A 16,730-nucleotide genomic window follows, 5' to 3' on the forward strand; every position below is an offset into this window, starting at 1 on the left:
AGGAGGGCCCGTGACCGAGCGAAGCGAGGGAATCGAAGGCGCGGCCCTGTGGTCACGTCCTCCGACGGAGGAGGGCCCGTGACCGAGCGAAGCGAGGGAATCGAAGGCGCGGGCCTGTGGTCGCTCCCTCCGACGGAGGAAGACTCATGACCGCCCGGTCACTCTTGCCGACGAAGGGGGTTTCATGACGGGGCGCGTCGCCGTCGTCGGCGGCGGGCTGGCGGGCATCGCCGCCGCCCTCGCCGTGGCCGAGACGGGCCGGCCCGTGACGCTGTACGAGGCGCGCCCGCGGCTGGGCGGCGCGACGTACTCGTTCGAGCGGGACGGGCTCACCGTCGACAACGGCCAGCACGTCTTCCTGCGCTGCTGCACCGCGTACCGGACCCTGCTGGAGCGGATCGGCTCGGCCGGGTACGTGCGGATCCAGGATCGGTTCGAGGTGCCGGTGCTCGGCCCGCACGGGCGCTCCGCCCGGCTGCGGCGCGGACGGCTCCCCGGCCCGTTCCACCTGCTGCCGGCTCTGGCCCGCTACCCGATGCTGCCGCCGGCCGCCCGGCTGCGTGCCGTACGGGCCGCCGTGGCGCTCGGCCGGGCCGACCCGGCCGACCCCGCGCTCGACGCGATCGACCTGGACACCTGGCTGGCCGCCCACGGGCAGGACGGGCCCGCGCGGCGCCTGCTGTGGGAGCTGTTCGCGGTCGCCGCGCTCAACATCGGCATGGACCAGGCGGCCGTGGGTCCGGCGGCGATGGTGTTCCGGACGGCCCTGTTCGGGCGCGCGGACGCCGCCGACATCGGCGTGCCCGCCGTCCCGCTGGGCGAGCTGCACGGCGTGCCGGCCCGCGCCGCCATCGAGGCCCGCGGCGGCGAGGTGCGCCTGTCCGCGAAGGTCAAGGCCATCGAGCCGGGCCCGACGGTGCTGCTGGACGGCGTACGGGAGGAGGCCTCGGCCGTGGTGGTCGCCACGCCGCACCGGCAGGCCGCCGAACTCGTCCCGCGCGAGGCGGCGCCGGACCGCGACCGGTGGAGCGGCCTGGGCGCCAGTCCGATCGTCAACGTCCACGTGGTCTACGACCGGCGGGTCACCGATCTGCCGTTCGCCGCCGTCGTCGACTCGCCGGTGCAGTGGGTCTTCGACCGGACCGCCGCCGGCGGCCCGGACCGCGGCCAGTACCTCACCGTCTCGGTGTCGGCGGCACGCGACTGGATCGACCGGCCCGCGGCGGAGGTCCGCGCGGCCTTCCTGCCGGCGCTCGAACGGGTCTTCCCGGCCGCCCGCGCCGCGCGCGTCACCGACTTCTTCGTCACCCGCGAGCGCCACGCCACCTTCCGGCAGGGGCCGGGAAGCGGCGCGCTCCGCCCGCCCCCCGCCACCCGGTGGCCGGGGCTCTACCTCGCCGGCGCGTGGACCGACACCGGCTGGCCCGACACGATGGAGGGTGCCGTGCGCAGCGGCCTGACCGCCGCCGCCCTCGTCCGGCGGCACCTTGACCGGAACGGCCCGTCATGACGGGCGACATGTCGGATTCCGTGCAGACCGCGCGGCAGGTGGCCGAGCCGGTGCTGCGCGAGGCCGTCGACCGGCTCGACCGGCTCACCGCGCGGGTGGCCGGCTACCACCTCGGCTGGAACGACGCGGAGGGCCGCCCGGTGCGCACGGGCGGCAAGAGCCTGCGGCTCACCCTGGCCGTGCTGTCCGCGCGGGCCGCCGGGGCGGACGCGCGGCGCGGCGCGACGGCCGCGGCCGCCGTGGAGCTGGTGCACGCCTTCTCCCTGCTCCACGACGACATCATGGACGACGACCGCACGCGGCGGCACCGGCCGACGGCCTGGGTCGTCTTCGGCCGGTCGGCCGCGATCCTCGCCGGTGACGCCCTGCTCGTCCTGGCCATGGACCTCCTGCTCGGACAGGGCACCCGCGGCGCCGTCGGCGCGGCCCGCTGCCTGAGCGCCGCCACGCAGCGGCTCATCGCCGGTCAGGCCGCGGACCTGGACTTCGAGCACCGGCAGGACGTCGGGGTGGAGGAGTGCCGCCAGATGGCGGCCGACAAGACCGGGGCGCTGCTGTCCTGCGCCTGCGCGATCGGCGCCCTGTCCGTCGAGGCGCCCCAGCCGCTGGTGACGGCGCTGGCGGCGTACGGAGCCGAGCTCGGCATGGCCTTCCAGCTGTCCGATGACCTGCTCGGCATCTGGGGCGACCCGCGGACCACCGGCAAGCCCGCCCTGTCGGACCTGCGGGCCCGCAAGAAGACCCTTCCGGCCGTGGCCGCGCTGACCAGCGACACCGTCGCCGGCCGCCGGCTGGCCGAACTCCTCGCCTGTTCCGGGCCGCTGTCCGAGGCGGACCTGCACGAGGCCGCGCAGCTCATCGACCAGGCCGGCGGCCGCGCATGGGCCGAGAAACAGGCCCAGCACCACCTCGACGCCTCCGAACGCATCCTCGGGGGCACGCCGATGCCCGCCGACGTACGCGCCGAGTTCTCCGACATCGCCCGCTTCATCACCTCTCGGGACCACTAGATGACCACTCTCCAGACCTCGCACCCCGCCGCCCGTACGCGGGCCGCCCTCGACGCGGCGACCGGCCACCTCCTCGACCTGCGGTCCCCGCGGGGCTGGTGGAAGGGCGAACTGCAGACGAACGTCACGATGGACGCCGAGGACCTGCTCCTGCGGGAGTTCCTCGGCGTCCGCACACCGCGCGAGACCGCGGAGGCGGCCCGGTGGATCCGCTCACAGCAGCGCGAGGACGGCACATGGGCCAACTTCCACGGCGGCCCCGGCGACCTTTCCACCACCGTCGAGGCGTACGCCGCGCTGCGGCTGGCCGGCGACGCGCCCGACGGCCCGCACATGCGGGCCGCGCGTGAGTTCGTCCGCCGGGAGGGCGGGATCGAGGCGAGCCGGGTGTTCACCCGGATCTGGCTGGCGATGTTCGGCCAGTGGTCCTGGGACGACCTGCCCGTCCTGCCGCCGGAGCTGATGTTCCTGCCGCCGTGGTTCCCGCTCAACGTCTACGACTGGGCGTGCTGGGCCCGGCAGACCATCGTGCCGCTCACGGTCGTCAGCGCGCACCGGCCGGTGCGGCCGCTGCCGTTCGACCTGGCCGAACTGCGTACCGGCCGTCCCGCCGCCCGGCGCCCCGCGCCGGGGTGGGAGACGTTCTTCACCGCGTTGGACCGCGCCCTGCACCGCTACGAACGGCGGCCGCTGCCGGGACTGCGCCGTGCCGCGCTCCGGCGCGCGGTCGAGTGGATCGTGACACGCCAGGAGGCCGACGGCTCCTGGGGCGGGATCCAGCCGCCGTGGGTGTACTCCCTGATCGCCCTGAACCTGGCGGGCTATGACGTGGACCACCCGGTGATGCGCGACGGGCTGCGGGGGCTGGCCCGGTTCGCCATCGAGGACGAGCAGGGCCGTCGTCTGGAGGCCTGCCAGTCACCGGTCTGGGACACCGCGCTGGCCATGAGCGCCCTGCTGGACGCCGGTACGCCCGGCGATCACCCGGCCCTCGTCCAGGCCGCCGGGTGGCTGCTCGGCGAGGAGGTCCGCGGACCCGGAGACTGGTCCGTACGCCGGCCGTCGCTGCCACCGGGCGGCTGGGCGTTCGAGTTCGACAACGACGGCTACCCCGACACCGACGACACCGCCGAGGTGATCCTCGCGCTGCGGCGCGTCGCGCACCCGGACGCGCGTCCGGCGATCGAGCGCGGCGTGCGGTGGATGTCGGGCATGGCGACCCGCGACGGAGGCTTCGGCGCGTTCGACGCCGACAACACCCGCACGCTCTGCACCAAGCTGCCGTTCTGCGACTTCGGCGCCGTCATCGACCCGCCGTCGGCCGACGTGACCGCCCACGTCGTCGAGGCCCTGGTGGCCGAGGGCCGCGGCGGGGAGGCGGTCACGCGCCGCGCGGTCACGTGGCTGCTGAAGGCACAGGAACCGGACGGATCCTGGTACGGCCGCTGGGGCGCGAACCACGTCTACGGCACCGGATCGGTGGTTCCCGCCCTCGTCGCGGCCGGCATCCGGCCGGGCGCGGCGTGCGTGCGGCGTGCCGTCGCGTGGCTGGAGGCCCACCAGAACGAGGACGGCGGCTGGGGCGAGGACCTGCGCTCCTACGACGACCCCGCGTGGGTCGGCCGCGGTGCCTCCACCGCCTCACAGACCGCCTGGGCGCTGCTCGCCCTGATCGCCGCGGGGGAGCGGAGCCCGGCCCTCGAACGGGGTGTGGCCTGGCTCGTCGACCACCAGAACGACGACGGCACCTGGGACGAGCCGTACTTCACCGGCACCGGTTTCCCCGGCGACTTCTACATCAACTACCACCTGTACCGGCTGGTCTTCCCGATCAGCGCGCTCGGCCGCTACCTGCGGGCGGTCGAGTCCTGATGCGCCTCCTGGTCTGTGCGCCGCTGGCCATCGAGGCCCGCGCGGTACGTCACGGCCTGCCCGTCCGGCCGCCGGAGGCCCTGGTGATCCGCACCGGTCTCGGGACCCGCCGCGCCCCATACCTGCACGGCTGTGACGCCATGGCGGTCACGGGCTTCGGCGGTGCGCTGGACGCGACGCTGCGCCCGGGTGACGTGCTCGTGGCGACCGAGGTCTGGTTCGAGGACCGCCGGCTGCCGTGCGCCGCCGCCGAGACGCTCGCGTACGAGCTGGCGCGGCTGGGGGTCCGCGCGCAGACCGGGCCGCTGATCACCACCGGCCACCTGGTGCGCGAGCGCGAACGGCGGAGGCTGGCTCGTACCGGGGCGCGGGCGGTCGACATGGAGGCGGGGCCGCTCGTGGCCGCAGCGGACGGCCGGCCGGTGACGGTCGTGCGGGCGATCGTCGACACGCCGGGCCGTCCGCTGCTCAGCCCGGCCGCCGTCCCGGGCGGCCTCGCCGCCCGCCGTACGTTGCGCCGCATCGGGCCGGCGCTGGTCAACTGGGCGAAGGCCGCGGAGTTCGCGTCGGCGGCCTCCTCGGAGAAGGGCGGCCGGTGATGGCCATGCCGCTGCGCCAGGCGGTCCGCGTCGCCGGGTACATCCTCGGCCAGAAGCTCCGGCGGCGGGCCAGATACCCGTTGCTCGTGGAGCTGGAGCCGCTGTTCGCCTGCAACCTCAAGTGCGCCGGCTGCGGGAAGATCCAGCATCCCGCCGACGTGCTGCGCCGGCGCATGCCGGTCGAGCAGGCCGTGGCCGCGATCGAGGAGTGCGGCGCGCCGATGGTCTCCATCGCCGGCGGCGAACCGCTCATGCACCCGCAGATCGGCGAGCTGGTCCGCGAGCTCGTCGCCCGCAAGAAGTACGTCTTCCTCTGCACGAACGCGCTGCTCATCCCGAAGAAGATCGATGAGTTCGAGCCGTCGCCGTACTTCGCCTGGACGGTGCACATCGACGGTCTGCGCGAGCGCCACGACGCGTCCGTGTGCAAGGAGGGCGTCTTCGACGACGCGGTCGAGGCGATCCGCGAGTGCCAGCGGCGCGGTTTCCGGGTCACCACGAACACGACCTTCTTCAACACTGACAGCCCGGAGTCGGTGATCGAGGTGCTCGACTACCTCAACGACGACCTGCGGGTGGACGAGATCATGGTCTCCCCGGGCTACGCGTACGAGAAGGCGCCGGACCAGGACCACTTCCTCGGTGTCCGACAGACGCGCCGGCTGTTCCAGGAGGTGTTCGCCCGGGGGAACCGCCGCCGGTGGCGGTTCAACCACACGCCCCTGTTCCTGGACTTCCTCGAGGGCAAGGTCGACTTTCCCTGCACGGCGTGGGCGATCCCGTCCTACTCGCTGTACGGCTGGCAGCGTCCGTGTTACCTGATGGCGGACGGGTACGCGCAAACGTACCGGGAGCTGGTCGAGGACACCGACTGGAGCCGTTACGGCCGGGGCAACGACCCGCGGTGCGCCAACTGCATGGCTCACTGTGGGTATGAGCCGACCGCGGTTTTCGCTACGCTCGGTTCCTTGCGTGAGTCGCTGCGCGCGCTGCGTCAAAGTTGAACACCAGGTGATCGCGGCGAAAAGCATTGGCCCTACTATGTCGATAGGTTTGATTGACATCACGGGGGGCCTGTGGATGCCGACAGAGAAAAGCTGCAAGCCGAACTCCGGCAGATCGAGGAGCGGGCCGGCAAGATACGCGAGGAGCTATCGGCCCTCGCGATCGAGGCCAAGAGCAACGACGGACTGATCGAGGTGACGGTCGTCGGCCAGGGGCGGCTGCACGCGCTCACCCTCGATCCCCGGGTGAAGCGCCTCGACGTGGAGGAGCTCGCCGAACGCATCGTCGGGATGACGAACGACGCCCTCGACCTGCTGCACCACGAGACGGCGGCCAAGATGCGCGAGGCGTTCCCCGAGTTCACCGACGACCTGCCGTTCGGCGGCGAGGAGAGCCCATGGCGGGTCTGAGCGGAGTGCGCGGAAACCTCTTCATCGGCGGCAACATCGCGCTCCTGGTCTTCTCCATGCTGGCCACCCCGTACCCCGAGGGCGACCCCGCCCGGGCGCGCCAGGCGGGCCAGATCTGGGCCGAGCTCGCCGGTGACATCGAGGAGTGGGGACGCGACGGCGACGACGCCGCGAACGCGGTCACGAAGAACAACGCCGGCGCGGGCGTCGACGCCTTCGGCAAGTTCTGGCACAAGTACGCCGCGCCCGACCCTCCGGCCAAGGGCGAGGCGACGCGGCTCGCCGACCTGTGCCGGCGCATGAGCGAGGCCTGCGAGGGTTACGCTTCGCTCGTCGAGAAGGCCCAGCACACCTTCGTCACTCTGGCGTGGGCCAACTTCGCGAGCGCGCTGTTCATCACCACGTTCCCCTGGCAGGCGGGCGCCGCGTACGAGATCACGCAGTTCCTCATGCGGCGGGCGCAGGCCGGGATCCTGGCCCGGCTCCTGGAGAGCGCGATCGCCCGCACACTGCTCGCCAAGCTGACGGAGTACTCCATCGGCAGCGCGTTCTTCGCCGTCGGCGACGTCGCCGTGATGGACGGCGTCAAGGCGCTGCGGGGCGACGACGTCGGCTCGTGGGGCGACAACATCGATGAGGTCATGAAGGAGTTCGCCGCCTCCGTCGCCTTCTACGGCGTGTTCGACGTCGCGGTCAAGCCCGCGAGCATGATCACCAAGAACAAGGACGTGCAGTACTTCGTGTCCCGCCTGGCGGGCGGGACCATCGGCTACGGGCCCACCTACGGCTTCCTCAACGGCAAGCGCGGCGACGACCTGGAGCCCACCGTCAAGGACACGACGCTGCGGACCCTGCTCTACACGACCATGGCGCACAAGCCGGCCGGCTGACCGGCCCCCGGACCTCGAAGGAAGCCCTACCGTGACTCCTCCCACCCTGCCCCCGGACCCGCCGACCCACGTCACCGTCACGCCGTGGGACACGCCCCACAGCACGCTGTCGGGCATCGCCGAAGACCTGTACGAGGACAGCGCCAAGTGGCGCGACATCTACGCGGCCAACCGCGACCTCATCGGCGACGACCCGGGCGGACTGCGGATCGGCATGCAACTCGCCCTGCCGCCCATGGAGTTCTACCCCGCTCATGTCCGCTCCGTCGCCGGCGTCCTGGACCAGGAAGGCGGCGCCATCGGCACGAAGCTCGCGGACGCGATGCGCAGGCTGGACGCCATCGGCAACTTCTGGGGCGGCGACGACCTCGGCACGAAGTTCTACAAGGGCGCCGAGGGACATTCCGGCTACGAGACCGGGACCGGTCGCGCCCTCGACGGCGTCGTCGCGTTCGCGGACTTCTACCACAACGTCGCCGGGGGCCTGCGCGCCATGGCGGACCGTCACGACGACTTCGAGTGGGAGAACACGGTCCGGGTCCTGGAGACCGCCCTGAAGGCCGCCGAGAAGTAGGGCCTGTCACGGTCCGTGGCGGGTGGTTGCCGGCCGGACCCCTGCGGCTCGGTATCGTGGCGCGAACCGGACGAGAGCAGGGAAGAGACGCCAATGGGGGAGCCGAACGGCCGCGCCGAGCCGCAGGCGGTGCTCAGCCCGCTGACCAGGGCCGCGATATTCCTGGTCGTGACGATCGACCCGGGCGGGGAGCCCGTCGTACGCGAGCTGCTGCCCGACCTGGCCGGTCTCCAGCGCTCGATCGGGTTCCCCGCGCCCGAGGACCGGCTGAGCTGTGTCACGGGCATCGGCTCGGAGGCGTGGGACCGCCTGTTCGGCGGGCCGCGCCCCGCCGAACTGCACCCGTTCCAGGAGCTGACCGGCCCGGTGCACCACGCCGTCTCCACCCCCGGCGACCTGCTGTTCCACATCCGGGCCCAGCGGCACGACCTGTGCTTCGCCCTGGCGGCGCAGATCATGAAGCGGCTGCGCGGTGTGGTGACCGTACGCGACGAGGTGCACGGCTTCAAGTACCTGGACGTTCGCGACCTGCTCGGCTTCGTCGACGGCACCGAGAACCCGGTCGGGCCGGCCGCGGCGGACGCGGTGCTCATCGGCGACGAGGACGCGGACTTCGCCGGCGGCGGCTACGTCATCGTGCAGAAGTACCTGCACGACCTCCAGGCGTGGAACGACATGACGGTCGAGGCGCAGGAGCGGGCCATCGGCCGTACGAAGCTCGACGACATCGAACTGGACGACGACGTCAAGCCGGCCGACTCCCACGTGGCGCTCACCACGATCGTCGACCCCGACGGCACCGAACGCCAGATCCTGCGCGACAACATGCCCTTCGGCTCTGTGGGACGCGGCGAGTTCGGCACGTACTTCATCGGTTACTCCCGTACGCCCGAGGTCACCGAGCGGATGCTCGAACGCATGTTCCTCGGCGACGGTACGGCGAGCCACGACCGGATCCTCGACTTCTCCACAGCCGTGACCGGCACCCTGTTCTTCGTCCCGAGCGCCGACCTGCTCGAGGATCCGCCCGGCCCGCCCGCGGCGCCGGCCGGACCGGTCGAGACCCGGCCCGCGACGATCACCGACGCCCCGGCCGACGGCTCGCTGGGGATCGGCGACCTGAAAGGAAGAACGACGCGATGAACAACCTGCACCGCGAACTCGCCCCGATCTCCTCCGCCGCCTGGGCCGACCTTGAGGAGGAGGCCCGGCGGACGTTCGAGCGCCACGTGGCCGCCCGCCGGATCGTCGACGTGCCCGAGCCCGGAGGCGTCGAGCTGTCGGCGGTGCCGACCGGGCACCTGGACGACGTCGCCGCGCCCGCCGAGGGCGTCATCGCCCGCACGCGCCGGGTGCAGCCCATCGTCGAGCTGCGGGTGCCGTTCACCGTCGACCGCCGCCAGGTCGACGACGTCGAGCGCGGGGCCAAGGACGCCGACTGGCAGCCGGTGAAGGACGCCGCCCGCCAGATCGCCTTCGCCGAGGACCGCGCGGTCTTCGAGGGCTACGCGCAGGCCGGCATCACCGGCCTGCGCGCCGGCTCGTCCAACCCGGCGATCGCCCTGCCGGACGACGTCCGCGACTATCCGGACGCCGTCAGCCAGGCCGTGAGCACCCTCCGCCTGGCGGGCGTCGGCGGCCCGTACACCCTCGCGCTCAGCGCCGACGCCTACACCGCGGTGAGTGAGACCTCCGACCACGGTTACCCGATCCACCAGCACATCGCCCGCCTGCTGGACGGGGAGATCGTCTGGGCTCCGGCCATCGACGGCGCGTTCCTGCTGTCCTCGCGGGGTGGCGACTTCGAGCTCCGCATCGGCCAGGACGTCTCGATCGGCTACCTGTCGCACGACGCGACGAGCGTCGAGCTGTACTTCCAGGAGTCGTTCACCTTCCTCGCCTACACGAGCGAGGCCGTGGTGCCGTTCCGGGGAGCGTGACGGACGGTCGTCCACATGGTGAGACGGCCGGCTTGCCCCTGACGTGCGGGTCAGGAGTTAGCGTCGCGGCGCTGTTTGTCGTCACGCGTTCTCCTGAGGAGTCAACGATGCCCGAACACCCCCGTACGTCACGTGAGGTACGCCTCGCCGCGGTGCCGTCCGGGATCCCGAGGCCGGAGGACTTCACCGTCGCCGAGGCGCCGGTGCCCGAGCCCGGACCCGGCGAGGTGCTGGTGAAGAACCGCTTCTTCCACGTGTTCGCCGCGCTGCGCACGCTGATCGGCGGCAGCGTCGAAGGGGCGCCGTTCGCCGGGCTGCGCCCCGGTGACCCGCTGTTCGGCCCGGCGATCGGCGAGGTCGTCACGGCCCCGGCCGGCGGTGACCCGCGCCCTGGCGAGCTGGTCGCGCACTGGCGCGGATGGCGTGAGTACGCCGTCCTGGACGCTGAGGGGTGCGAGCCCCTCGGCGCCGCCCTGCCGGACCCGGTCGCGCACCTCTCCCAGGCCCGCACCGCCTACGAGGCCCTCACCCGCGCGCAGATGCGGCCCGGCGACGTGGTGTTCGTCTCCGGCGGCGCCGGATCGGTGGGGTCGATGGCCGGCCAGATCGCCCGCCTGCTCGGCGCGGGCCGGGTCGTCGGAAGCACGGGCTCCCCGGCCAAGGCGGAGCGGATGGTGGCCGAGTTCGGCTACGACGCGGCCGTGGTCCGCGGCGCCGGGCCGCTGGAGGAACAGCTCGCCAAGGCCGCGCCGGACGGCGTCGACGTCCTGTTCGACAACGTCGGCGGCGAGGACCTGCGCGCCGCCGTGGCGGCGGCCCGCCAGGACGCCAGGTTCGTGCTGGTCGGAGCCTTGTCGGGACAGATGTCCGACCGCGGCGGCGGCACGACGTCCCCGGTCGAGCTCGACTCCTTCCAGCTCATCGTCAAGCAGATCACGATGATCGGCTACAGCAACCCGGGCCGGGCCGGCGTGGACGCCGAGTGGCTGGACCGGTTCGCCGGCTGGCTGCGCTCCGGTGAGATCGCCTTCCCGTACGTCCGCGTTCCGGGCATCGAGAACGCTCCCCGTGCGTTGCACGACATGATGAGCGGACGGCACCTGGGCACGGTCGTGGTGACACTGGAGGACTGATGCGCATCGGCGACGCGGCGGCAGCGGCGGGCACCACGCCCCGAGCTCTGCGGTTCTACGAGCAGAACGGGCTGTTGCCGCCGCTGCGGCGCACCGCGACCGGACAGCGGGAGTACGGACCGCGCGACGTCGCCCGCGTGCGGATCATCCGCCAGCTGCTCTCGCTCGGCCTGACGGTCGCCGACGTCCGCAGCTGCGCCGACCGCCTCGACATCTTCGAGGGCGACACCCTGCCGCCGTACGGGGACCCGGCCGCGTGCAAGTGGGGCTCGGGAGTCGTCCAGCGGCGGATCGCCGCGCTGGACGAGGAGATCGCCCGCCTGACCCGCCTCCGCGAGAACCTCGCGGCCCGCGTCGCCCCGGTCGAGGCGCGCACCTGAGCGACCCCGGTCCGCGTCACCGGGGTGCCGCCCCGCGCGGCGGGCCCGTGGCCGTGGCCGATTTTCTGGCGCCCCGCCTTGGGGACCCCGCGCCGTGCGACGGGCATCAGCACCGCGCGGCGGTGTCCCCGGGGCGCAGCGGTTCGCGGTAGCGGGGTGCCGCCTTCGCGTGGTGGGTCAGTGGCCGCGGAGGCGGTCCATCTCCCGGCGCTCGCGCTTGGTGGGGCGGCCGGCGCCGCGCTCTCGGCGCGCGACCGGCATCAGCAGCTCGCGCGGCGGCGGGGGCGGGCTGTTGTCGGTGAGGCACTCCTGCGCGACGGCCGCGCCCACGCGCTTGCTCACGATGCGGCGCACGACCACGATCCGCTCGCGTCCGTCGTGGCGCAGCCGTACCTCGTCGCCCGGCCGTACGGCGGACGCCGGCTTGACGCGCTGGTCGTTGACGCGGACATGTCCGGCCCGGCACGCCGCCGTCGCCATCGACCGCGTCTTCACGAGCCGTACCGACCAGATCCAGACGTCGACCCGAACGGATCCCTCATCCTCCGCCATGTCTCGACGATAACGGCCGGAACCGGCGCGGGCAGCCCGCGGGCACACTGGAACCGTGGATCTCAACGATGCGGTGCTTCTGTGGGAGCCCGAGCCGGGCTGGCTGAACACGGCGAGCTACGGCCTGCCCCCGAGACCGACGGTCGAGGCGGTACGCCGGGCGCTGGACGAGTGGCAGCGGGGCGCCCGGCCGTGGGCCGAGTGGGACGTCTCGACGGGGCGTTCTCGGGCGGCGTTCGCGCGGCTGGTCGGGGCCTCCGCCGACGATGTCGCGGTCGGCGCCACGGTCTCGCAGCTGCTGGCGCCCGTCGCCGCGTCCCTGCCGCCCGGAGCGGACGTGGTCGTGCCCGACATCGAGTTCACCTCCAACCTGTTCCCCTGGCTCGTCCAGGACCTCAACGTACGGACCGTGCCGCCGGACCGGCTGGCCGACGCGATCGACCGGCGTACGGCGGCGGTGGCCTTCAGCGTCGTGCAGTCGGCGACGGGTGAGCTCGCGCCGGTGGAGGACGTCCTGGCCGCCGCTCGATCCGCGGGCGCGCTGGTCGTCGCGGACGCCACTCAGGCGGTCGGCTGGCTGCCGGTGGACGCGACGCGCTACGACGTGCTCGTCTGCGCGGCGTACAAGTGGCTGATGGCCCCGCGCGGCGCCGCGTTCTGCTACGTCGGCGAGGCGGTACGCGACCGGTTCCGCCCGGTCGCCGCCGGCTGGTACGCGGGGGAGGAGCACGCCTACTACGGCCCGCCGCTCCGGCTGGCCGCCTCGGCCCGGCGCTTCGACATCTCGCCCGCGTGGTTCTCCTACGTCGGCGCCGCACCGTCGTTGGACCTGCTGAACGACATCGGCGTCGAGCCGATCAGGGCGCACAACGTGGCGCTCGCGAACCGTTTCCGCGCGGGCCTCGGCCTGCCCCCGTCGGACAGCGCGATCCTGAGCGTGGACGTCCCCGGAGCGGAGGAGCGCCTGGAGGCCGCGGGCGTCCGCGCGGCGGTGAGAGACGGCCGCCTGCGCGTGTCCTTCCACCTCTACACCACGGAGGCGGACGTCGACGCCGCCCTCGACGCGCTCACCTCGCCCTGACCCGGTCCTGAGCCACCAGGGATCGGCGGAGTCGGTGTTCGCCGACGAGACGCCCTGACCGTACGCCTCGCCGGGAGCGGCGCCACGCGGTTCAGGATCGGCCGCGTCTCCGTTTCGGCGGCCGCTCGATCCTCACCTGAGCGAGACGGCTCCGGTCGGCCTCGCCTCTGCCCGACATGTAGGGATTTTCGGGTTTTCTCCCGAGATGAGTGCGTTGATTCGGACGAGCTCTTACACTCCTCGCATCGGTTTTGGATCACTTCAGGTCCCCCAGGAGGTGGTTCGATGCCCAGCCGTCACCGAAAAGTGGCGTCGCCCGGTTCACCGCGTAGCGCGCGTTTATTGCTCTCGCTGGTCAACCGGGCCGGCGCGGTCAGCACGGCGCTTGTCGTCGCCGTCGGCCTCGTGCTGGCCGCCATCGTCGAGGAGAAGGTGCTTCCGGTCGGCCCCCGCCACCGCCCGGTCGCCGCTCCCGGCCCCACGCGCGGTGGCGCGCGGCACACGCCACCGTCGCGTTCGAAGCAGCGCCGCAAGCCGGTCAGCCCGGCCACACTGCTCGACCGCCAGGTCAAGAAGCTGGTGCTGGACCGCCGTGGTGCCGCCGCGCGCAGCGAGTACGGCGTGCGGACGGTCGCCTCACCCGTCGTCCACCAGAGCCGGTTCGACAAGAAGCGGATGTGGGTGCTCGGTACGGAGGCGATACCGCCGCCGGACGACAGCACCGCGATGCCCGAGGCTTCGCTCTTCCTCGCCCACGCCACCGGCACGACGTGGCAGGCGGCCCTGGCCGGCACCCCGGACTTCGCCGCCATGGTGGCCAAGGCGCCCACCTCGATCCTGTCCGCCGGTGAGCGCACCACCCTGCAGAAATTCGGCAAGGCCCGGAGCGCTCCGGCGGGAACGCGGCTGATGCTGCCCTGGACCATCGGCCAGTCGTGGGCGCTGGTGCCCACGGACCACGGCCTGTCCTTCGGCGGCGGCGACGGCCGGGTCCTCGCCGCCTCGTCGGGACGGATCTACCGGCTGTGCTCCTCCTCGCCGGACCGCGGCCTGGTGCTGGTGATCGGTGACGACGGCACCACCACCGAGTACTACCAGCTGGACCGGCTCACCGAGGTACCCGACGGCGAGCCGGTACGGCAGGGCGACTACCTCGGGCACACCGGCACCGACCAGCCCTGCGGCGGCGGTGGAGCGTCCCGCCCGCTCGTCCGCTTCGGGCTGCGGGACGCCGGCGGTCCGGTCTCGCTGGACGGAAGGCGGATCGGAGGATGGACGGTGCACGACGCTCCCGGTGAGGCGTTCGCCGAACGCGACGGCGTACGCGTCGACGCGGGCAACCCGCTGCTCAACTTCGGCATCGACGTCTCGCCCAGCCCCACCCCGGCCAAGCCCAAGACCGACCCGGACCGCTCGCCGGACCCGGCCGCCGGACCCGGGGGTGTCGATGCCCAGACCTGACGCCGCGCTCGCCGGTGAACGCCGGCGCGTCCGGCCCGCGGTCGTGACCCTGCTGCTCCTCGTCGCCGTCCTCGCCGTGGCGCGCACGAGGCCCGGCGCCTCGGCGGTCCTGTGGGCACAGGACTTCCTGGAGTTCTTCTCCGGCGTCTTCACGCTGGTCGCGCTGACGGCCGCGGTCACCGCCGGCGTGGGTGCGGCGCAGCACCGCGTGCCGATCCGGTTCCGGATCCTCTTCCAGGCGGCGCACCGCGCGATGGCGGTGCTGGCCGTCGGATTCCTGGTGACGCACATCCTGCTGAAGATCATGGAGGCGCACGCCGGCGTCCTGGAGGCCGTCGTCCCGTTCGCCGGCGGAGCGGGCCGCCTGTACGTCGGCCTGGGCACCATCGCCGGTGACCTGCTGGTCCTGGCGCTGGTGACCGGCGTCCTCCGCGGCCGCTTCGTGGCCCGCTCCCGGCCCTGGCTGTGGCGGGCCGTGCACGCTACCGCGTACGTCATGTGGCCGCTGGCGATGATCCACGGACTGTCGGCCGGCCGCGCGCCCAAGTCCTGGGTGACGTGGAGCTACGTCATCTGCTTCGCGGTCGTGATGGCCGCGGCGGCGAGCCGGCTGCCGCGCATGGCACGTGACCGCCGCATGCTCGGCGCGCGAGCGCACGCGCGGCCCCAGGCGGCGACGCCCCGTACCCGCTCGGAGGCCGACGTGCCCGACGAGAAGTTCTGGGCGTCACTGCGGGCGGAGACCGGCGCCCGGTCCGGTGATCGGCGATGACCGAGTTCCGACACCTCAGCCCCGTACGGCTCGGCGCCGGGCTCGACCGCCTCCAGCGCATCGACCAGGCCACGCACCGGGCCGTCCACGGCGCGTTCCGCCGCCGTCGCCTGCGCGAGATGATCGATCTGGCCGAGAAGGTCGACCTGCGGGGACGCGGCGGGGCGGCGTTCCCGTTCGCCCGCAAGGTGGCCGCGGTCGTCTCGTCCGTGCGCCGCCGGGACTGCCGGCCGGTGGTCCTGGTCAACGCCACCGAGGGCGAGCCCGCGAGCCACAAGGACAAGTTCCTGCTCGACCGCACGCCGCACCTGATCCTGGACGGCGCGCTCCTGGCCGCCAAGGCGCTCGGCGCCCGTGAGGTCGTCGTCGCCGTCACCGACCAGGGCCGGCCCGCACGCTCGATGCGCACCGCGATCGCCGAGAGCGGCCTCGGCGGCTTCGTGCGCATGGTCCGCCTGCCCGAACGGTTCGTCACCGGCGAGGGCGGAGCGCTCGTCAATGGGGTCAACGGCAATCCCGCCGTGCCGCCCGGCCGCAAGGTGCGGGCCGCCGACTCCGGCGTGGACGGGCTGCCGACCCTGCTGTCCAACGCCGAGACCTTCGCCCAGCTGGCGCTGGTCTCGCAGCTCGGCCCGGACCTGTACTCCGCGGTCGGCACGGCCGCGGAACCGGGCACCGTGCTGCTGACCGTCTGGGGCGCCGACGGGCGGCCGCGCGTCATCGAGACACCGGCCGGCGTACCGCTGGCGCAGATCCTCGACCTCGGCGGCGCCAAGGTCGGTCAGGGCGTCCTCGTCGGCGGGTACCACGGCACCTGGATCACCCCGCCCGCCGCGAACCGCGCGCTCGTGTCGCGCGAGGGCATCGCCAAGGCGGGCGGCGCGCTCGGGGCCGGCATCATCCTGCCGCTTCCCAAGGGCGTCTGCCCGCTCGGCGAGGTCGCCCGCGTCGCGGCGTACCTCGGGGAGGAGTCGGCGCGCCAGTGCGGGCCCTGCCGGCTCGGGGTGCCGGCCATCGCCCGGTCGCTGAACGCCCTGGCGTCCGGCCGGCGCGGCCGCGAGGCGCTGGCGGCCGTACGGCAGGGGACGCAGACCGTGAAGGGCCGGGGAGCCTGCCACCATCCGGACGGTTCCGCCCGGTTCGTCACCTCGGCGCTGACCGCGTTCGCCGCCGACGTCGAGAAGCACCTGGCGGACGGCACCTGCGGCCGTCCCGTACGCGGGCTGCTGCCGATCGAGGAGGAGCCGGCGGTCGCGCATGCCGAGGACACGGGCCTGCGGCTCACCGTCGACTGGACGCGCTGCGCGGCCCACGGCCTGTGCGGGCACCTGCTGCCGGACCTGGTGCGCCTGGACGAACACGGCTTCCCGGTCATCGACGGCGCGAACGTGCCCCGCCGGTTGCTGGCCGACACTCGCCAGGCGGTCGAGATGTGCCCGGCGCTCGCCCTGCGCCTCAGCGGTGCGAACACCGGCGTACGCACCGCCGGAGCGGCCCGCTGACGGTGCGGCGCCGGCCTCACCGGCGGACGGCGGTGAAGT

General features: G+C 73.3%; 17 protein-coding genes. 16 read left to right on the top strand and 1 reads right to left on the bottom strand.

The window, feature by feature from the left end:
- Positions 1 to 184: 184 nt before the first annotated feature.
- From hpnE to ACQEV1_RS23865, 12 genes are all read left to right on the top strand, one after another.
- Positions 185 to 1,510 (top strand): hydroxysqualene dehydroxylase HpnE, encoded by a 1,326-nt coding sequence (gene hpnE / locus ACQEV1_RS23810; RefSeq protein ID WP_285581234.1) that lies wholly within the window; start codon positions 185 to 187, stop codon positions 1,508 to 1,510.
- Between the two features lie 8 nt (positions 1,511 to 1,518).
- Complete coding sequence (locus ACQEV1_RS23815; protein ID WP_285619093.1) at positions 1,519 to 2,520, top strand: polyprenyl synthetase family protein; 1,002 nt, start codon at positions 1,519 to 1,521, stop codon at positions 2,518 to 2,520.
- Complete coding sequence (shc, locus tag ACQEV1_RS23820; RefSeq protein ID WP_433396204.1) at positions 2,521 to 4,392, top strand: squalene--hopene cyclase; 1,872 nt, start codon at positions 2,521 to 2,523, stop codon at positions 4,390 to 4,392. It begins immediately after the preceding gene.
- Complete coding sequence (locus ACQEV1_RS23825; protein WP_285619091.1) at positions 4,392 to 4,991, top strand: hypothetical protein; 600 nt, start codon at positions 4,392 to 4,394, stop codon at positions 4,989 to 4,991. Before shc ends, ACQEV1_RS23825 begins: the two co-directional genes overlap by 1 nt.
- Positions 4,992 to 4,996: 5 nt before the next feature.
- Positions 4,997 to 5,995: an adenosyl-hopene transferase HpnH gene (gene hpnH / locus ACQEV1_RS23830; RefSeq protein WP_433396206.1), complete on the top strand. Its 999-nt coding sequence runs from the start codon at positions 4,997 to 4,999 to the stop codon at positions 5,993 to 5,995.
- A 72-nt stretch (positions 5,996 to 6,067) separates the two neighbouring features.
- The gene (locus ACQEV1_RS23835; protein ID WP_285619088.1) at positions 6,068 to 6,406 is read left to right on the top strand and encodes a YbaB/EbfC family nucleoid-associated protein; all 339 of its coding nucleotides are present in this window, start codon (positions 6,068 to 6,070) and stop codon (positions 6,404 to 6,406) included.
- Positions 6,394 to 7,296 (top strand): hypothetical protein, encoded by a 903-nt coding sequence (locus ACQEV1_RS23840; RefSeq protein ID WP_285619087.1) that lies wholly within the window; start codon positions 6,394 to 6,396, stop codon positions 7,294 to 7,296. The genes ACQEV1_RS23835 and ACQEV1_RS23840 overlap by 13 nt, the downstream gene beginning before the upstream one ends.
- Positions 7,297 to 7,327: 31 nt before the next feature.
- Complete coding sequence (locus tag ACQEV1_RS23845; RefSeq protein WP_433396209.1) at positions 7,328 to 7,870, top strand: LysM peptidoglycan-binding domain-containing protein; 543 nt, start codon at positions 7,328 to 7,330, stop codon at positions 7,868 to 7,870.
- Positions 7,871 to 7,963: 93 nt separating this feature from the next.
- Positions 7,964 to 9,013: a Dyp-type peroxidase gene (locus ACQEV1_RS23850; protein ID WP_433396211.1), complete on the top strand. Its 1,050-nt coding sequence runs from the start codon at positions 7,964 to 7,966 to the stop codon at positions 9,011 to 9,013.
- A complete protein-coding gene (locus tag ACQEV1_RS23855; protein WP_285581250.1) occupies positions 9,010 to 9,810 on the top strand; it encodes a family 1 encapsulin nanocompartment shell protein in 801 nt (266 codons plus the stop codon). Before ACQEV1_RS23850 ends, ACQEV1_RS23855 begins: the two co-directional genes overlap by 4 nt.
- Before the next feature lie 107 nt (positions 9,811 to 9,917).
- Positions 9,918 to 10,943: an MDR family NADP-dependent oxidoreductase gene (locus ACQEV1_RS23860; RefSeq protein ID WP_433396214.1), complete on the top strand. Its 1,026-nt coding sequence runs from the start codon at positions 9,918 to 9,920 to the stop codon at positions 10,941 to 10,943.
- A complete protein-coding gene (locus ACQEV1_RS23865; RefSeq protein WP_433396216.1) occupies positions 10,943 to 11,323 on the top strand; it encodes a MerR family transcriptional regulator in 381 nt (126 codons plus the stop codon). Before ACQEV1_RS23860 ends, ACQEV1_RS23865 begins: the two co-directional genes overlap by 1 nt.
- Positions 11,324 to 11,500: 177 nt before the next feature.
- Here the strand turns inward: ACQEV1_RS23865 and ACQEV1_RS23870 are convergent, their stop codons facing one another.
- The gene (locus tag ACQEV1_RS23870; protein ID WP_285619079.1) at positions 11,501 to 11,875 is read right to left on the bottom strand and encodes an RNA-binding S4 domain-containing protein; all 375 of its coding nucleotides are present in this window, start codon (positions 11,873 to 11,875) and stop codon (positions 11,501 to 11,503) included.
- A 55-nt stretch (positions 11,876 to 11,930) separates the two neighbouring features.
- Here ACQEV1_RS23870 and ACQEV1_RS23875 point away from each other — a divergent pair, with 55 nt between their 5' ends.
- The 4 genes from ACQEV1_RS23875 to ACQEV1_RS23890 all read left to right on the top strand — a co-directional run bounded on the left by ACQEV1_RS23875 (position 11,931) and on the right by ACQEV1_RS23890 (position 16,691).
- A complete protein-coding gene (locus tag ACQEV1_RS23875) occupies positions 11,931 to 12,956 on the top strand; it encodes an aminotransferase class V-fold PLP-dependent enzyme (RefSeq protein ID WP_433396218.1) in 1,026 nt (341 codons plus the stop codon).
- Positions 12,957 to 13,298: 342 nt separating this feature from the next.
- Positions 13,299 to 14,417 (top strand): peptidoglycan DD-metalloendopeptidase family protein, encoded by a 1,119-nt coding sequence (locus ACQEV1_RS23880; protein ID WP_285619077.1) that lies wholly within the window; start codon positions 13,299 to 13,301, stop codon positions 14,415 to 14,417.
- Positions 14,404 to 15,189: a hypothetical protein gene (locus ACQEV1_RS23885; RefSeq protein ID WP_433396219.1), complete on the top strand. Its 786-nt coding sequence runs from the start codon at positions 14,404 to 14,406 to the stop codon at positions 15,187 to 15,189. The genes ACQEV1_RS23880 and ACQEV1_RS23885 overlap by 14 nt, the downstream gene beginning before the upstream one ends.
- The gene (locus ACQEV1_RS23890; RefSeq protein WP_285619073.1) at positions 15,186 to 16,691 is read left to right on the top strand and encodes an NADH-quinone oxidoreductase subunit NuoF family protein; all 1,506 of its coding nucleotides are present in this window, start codon (positions 15,186 to 15,188) and stop codon (positions 16,689 to 16,691) included. The genes ACQEV1_RS23885 and ACQEV1_RS23890 overlap by 4 nt, the downstream gene beginning before the upstream one ends.
- Positions 16,692 to 16,730: the final 39 nt, after the last annotated feature.

Source organism: Actinoallomurus sp. CA-142502, assembly GCF_050936355.1.
GTDB classification, from domain to species: domain Bacteria; phylum Actinomycetota; class Actinomycetes; order Streptosporangiales; family Streptosporangiaceae; genus Actinoallomurus; species Actinoallomurus iriomotensis.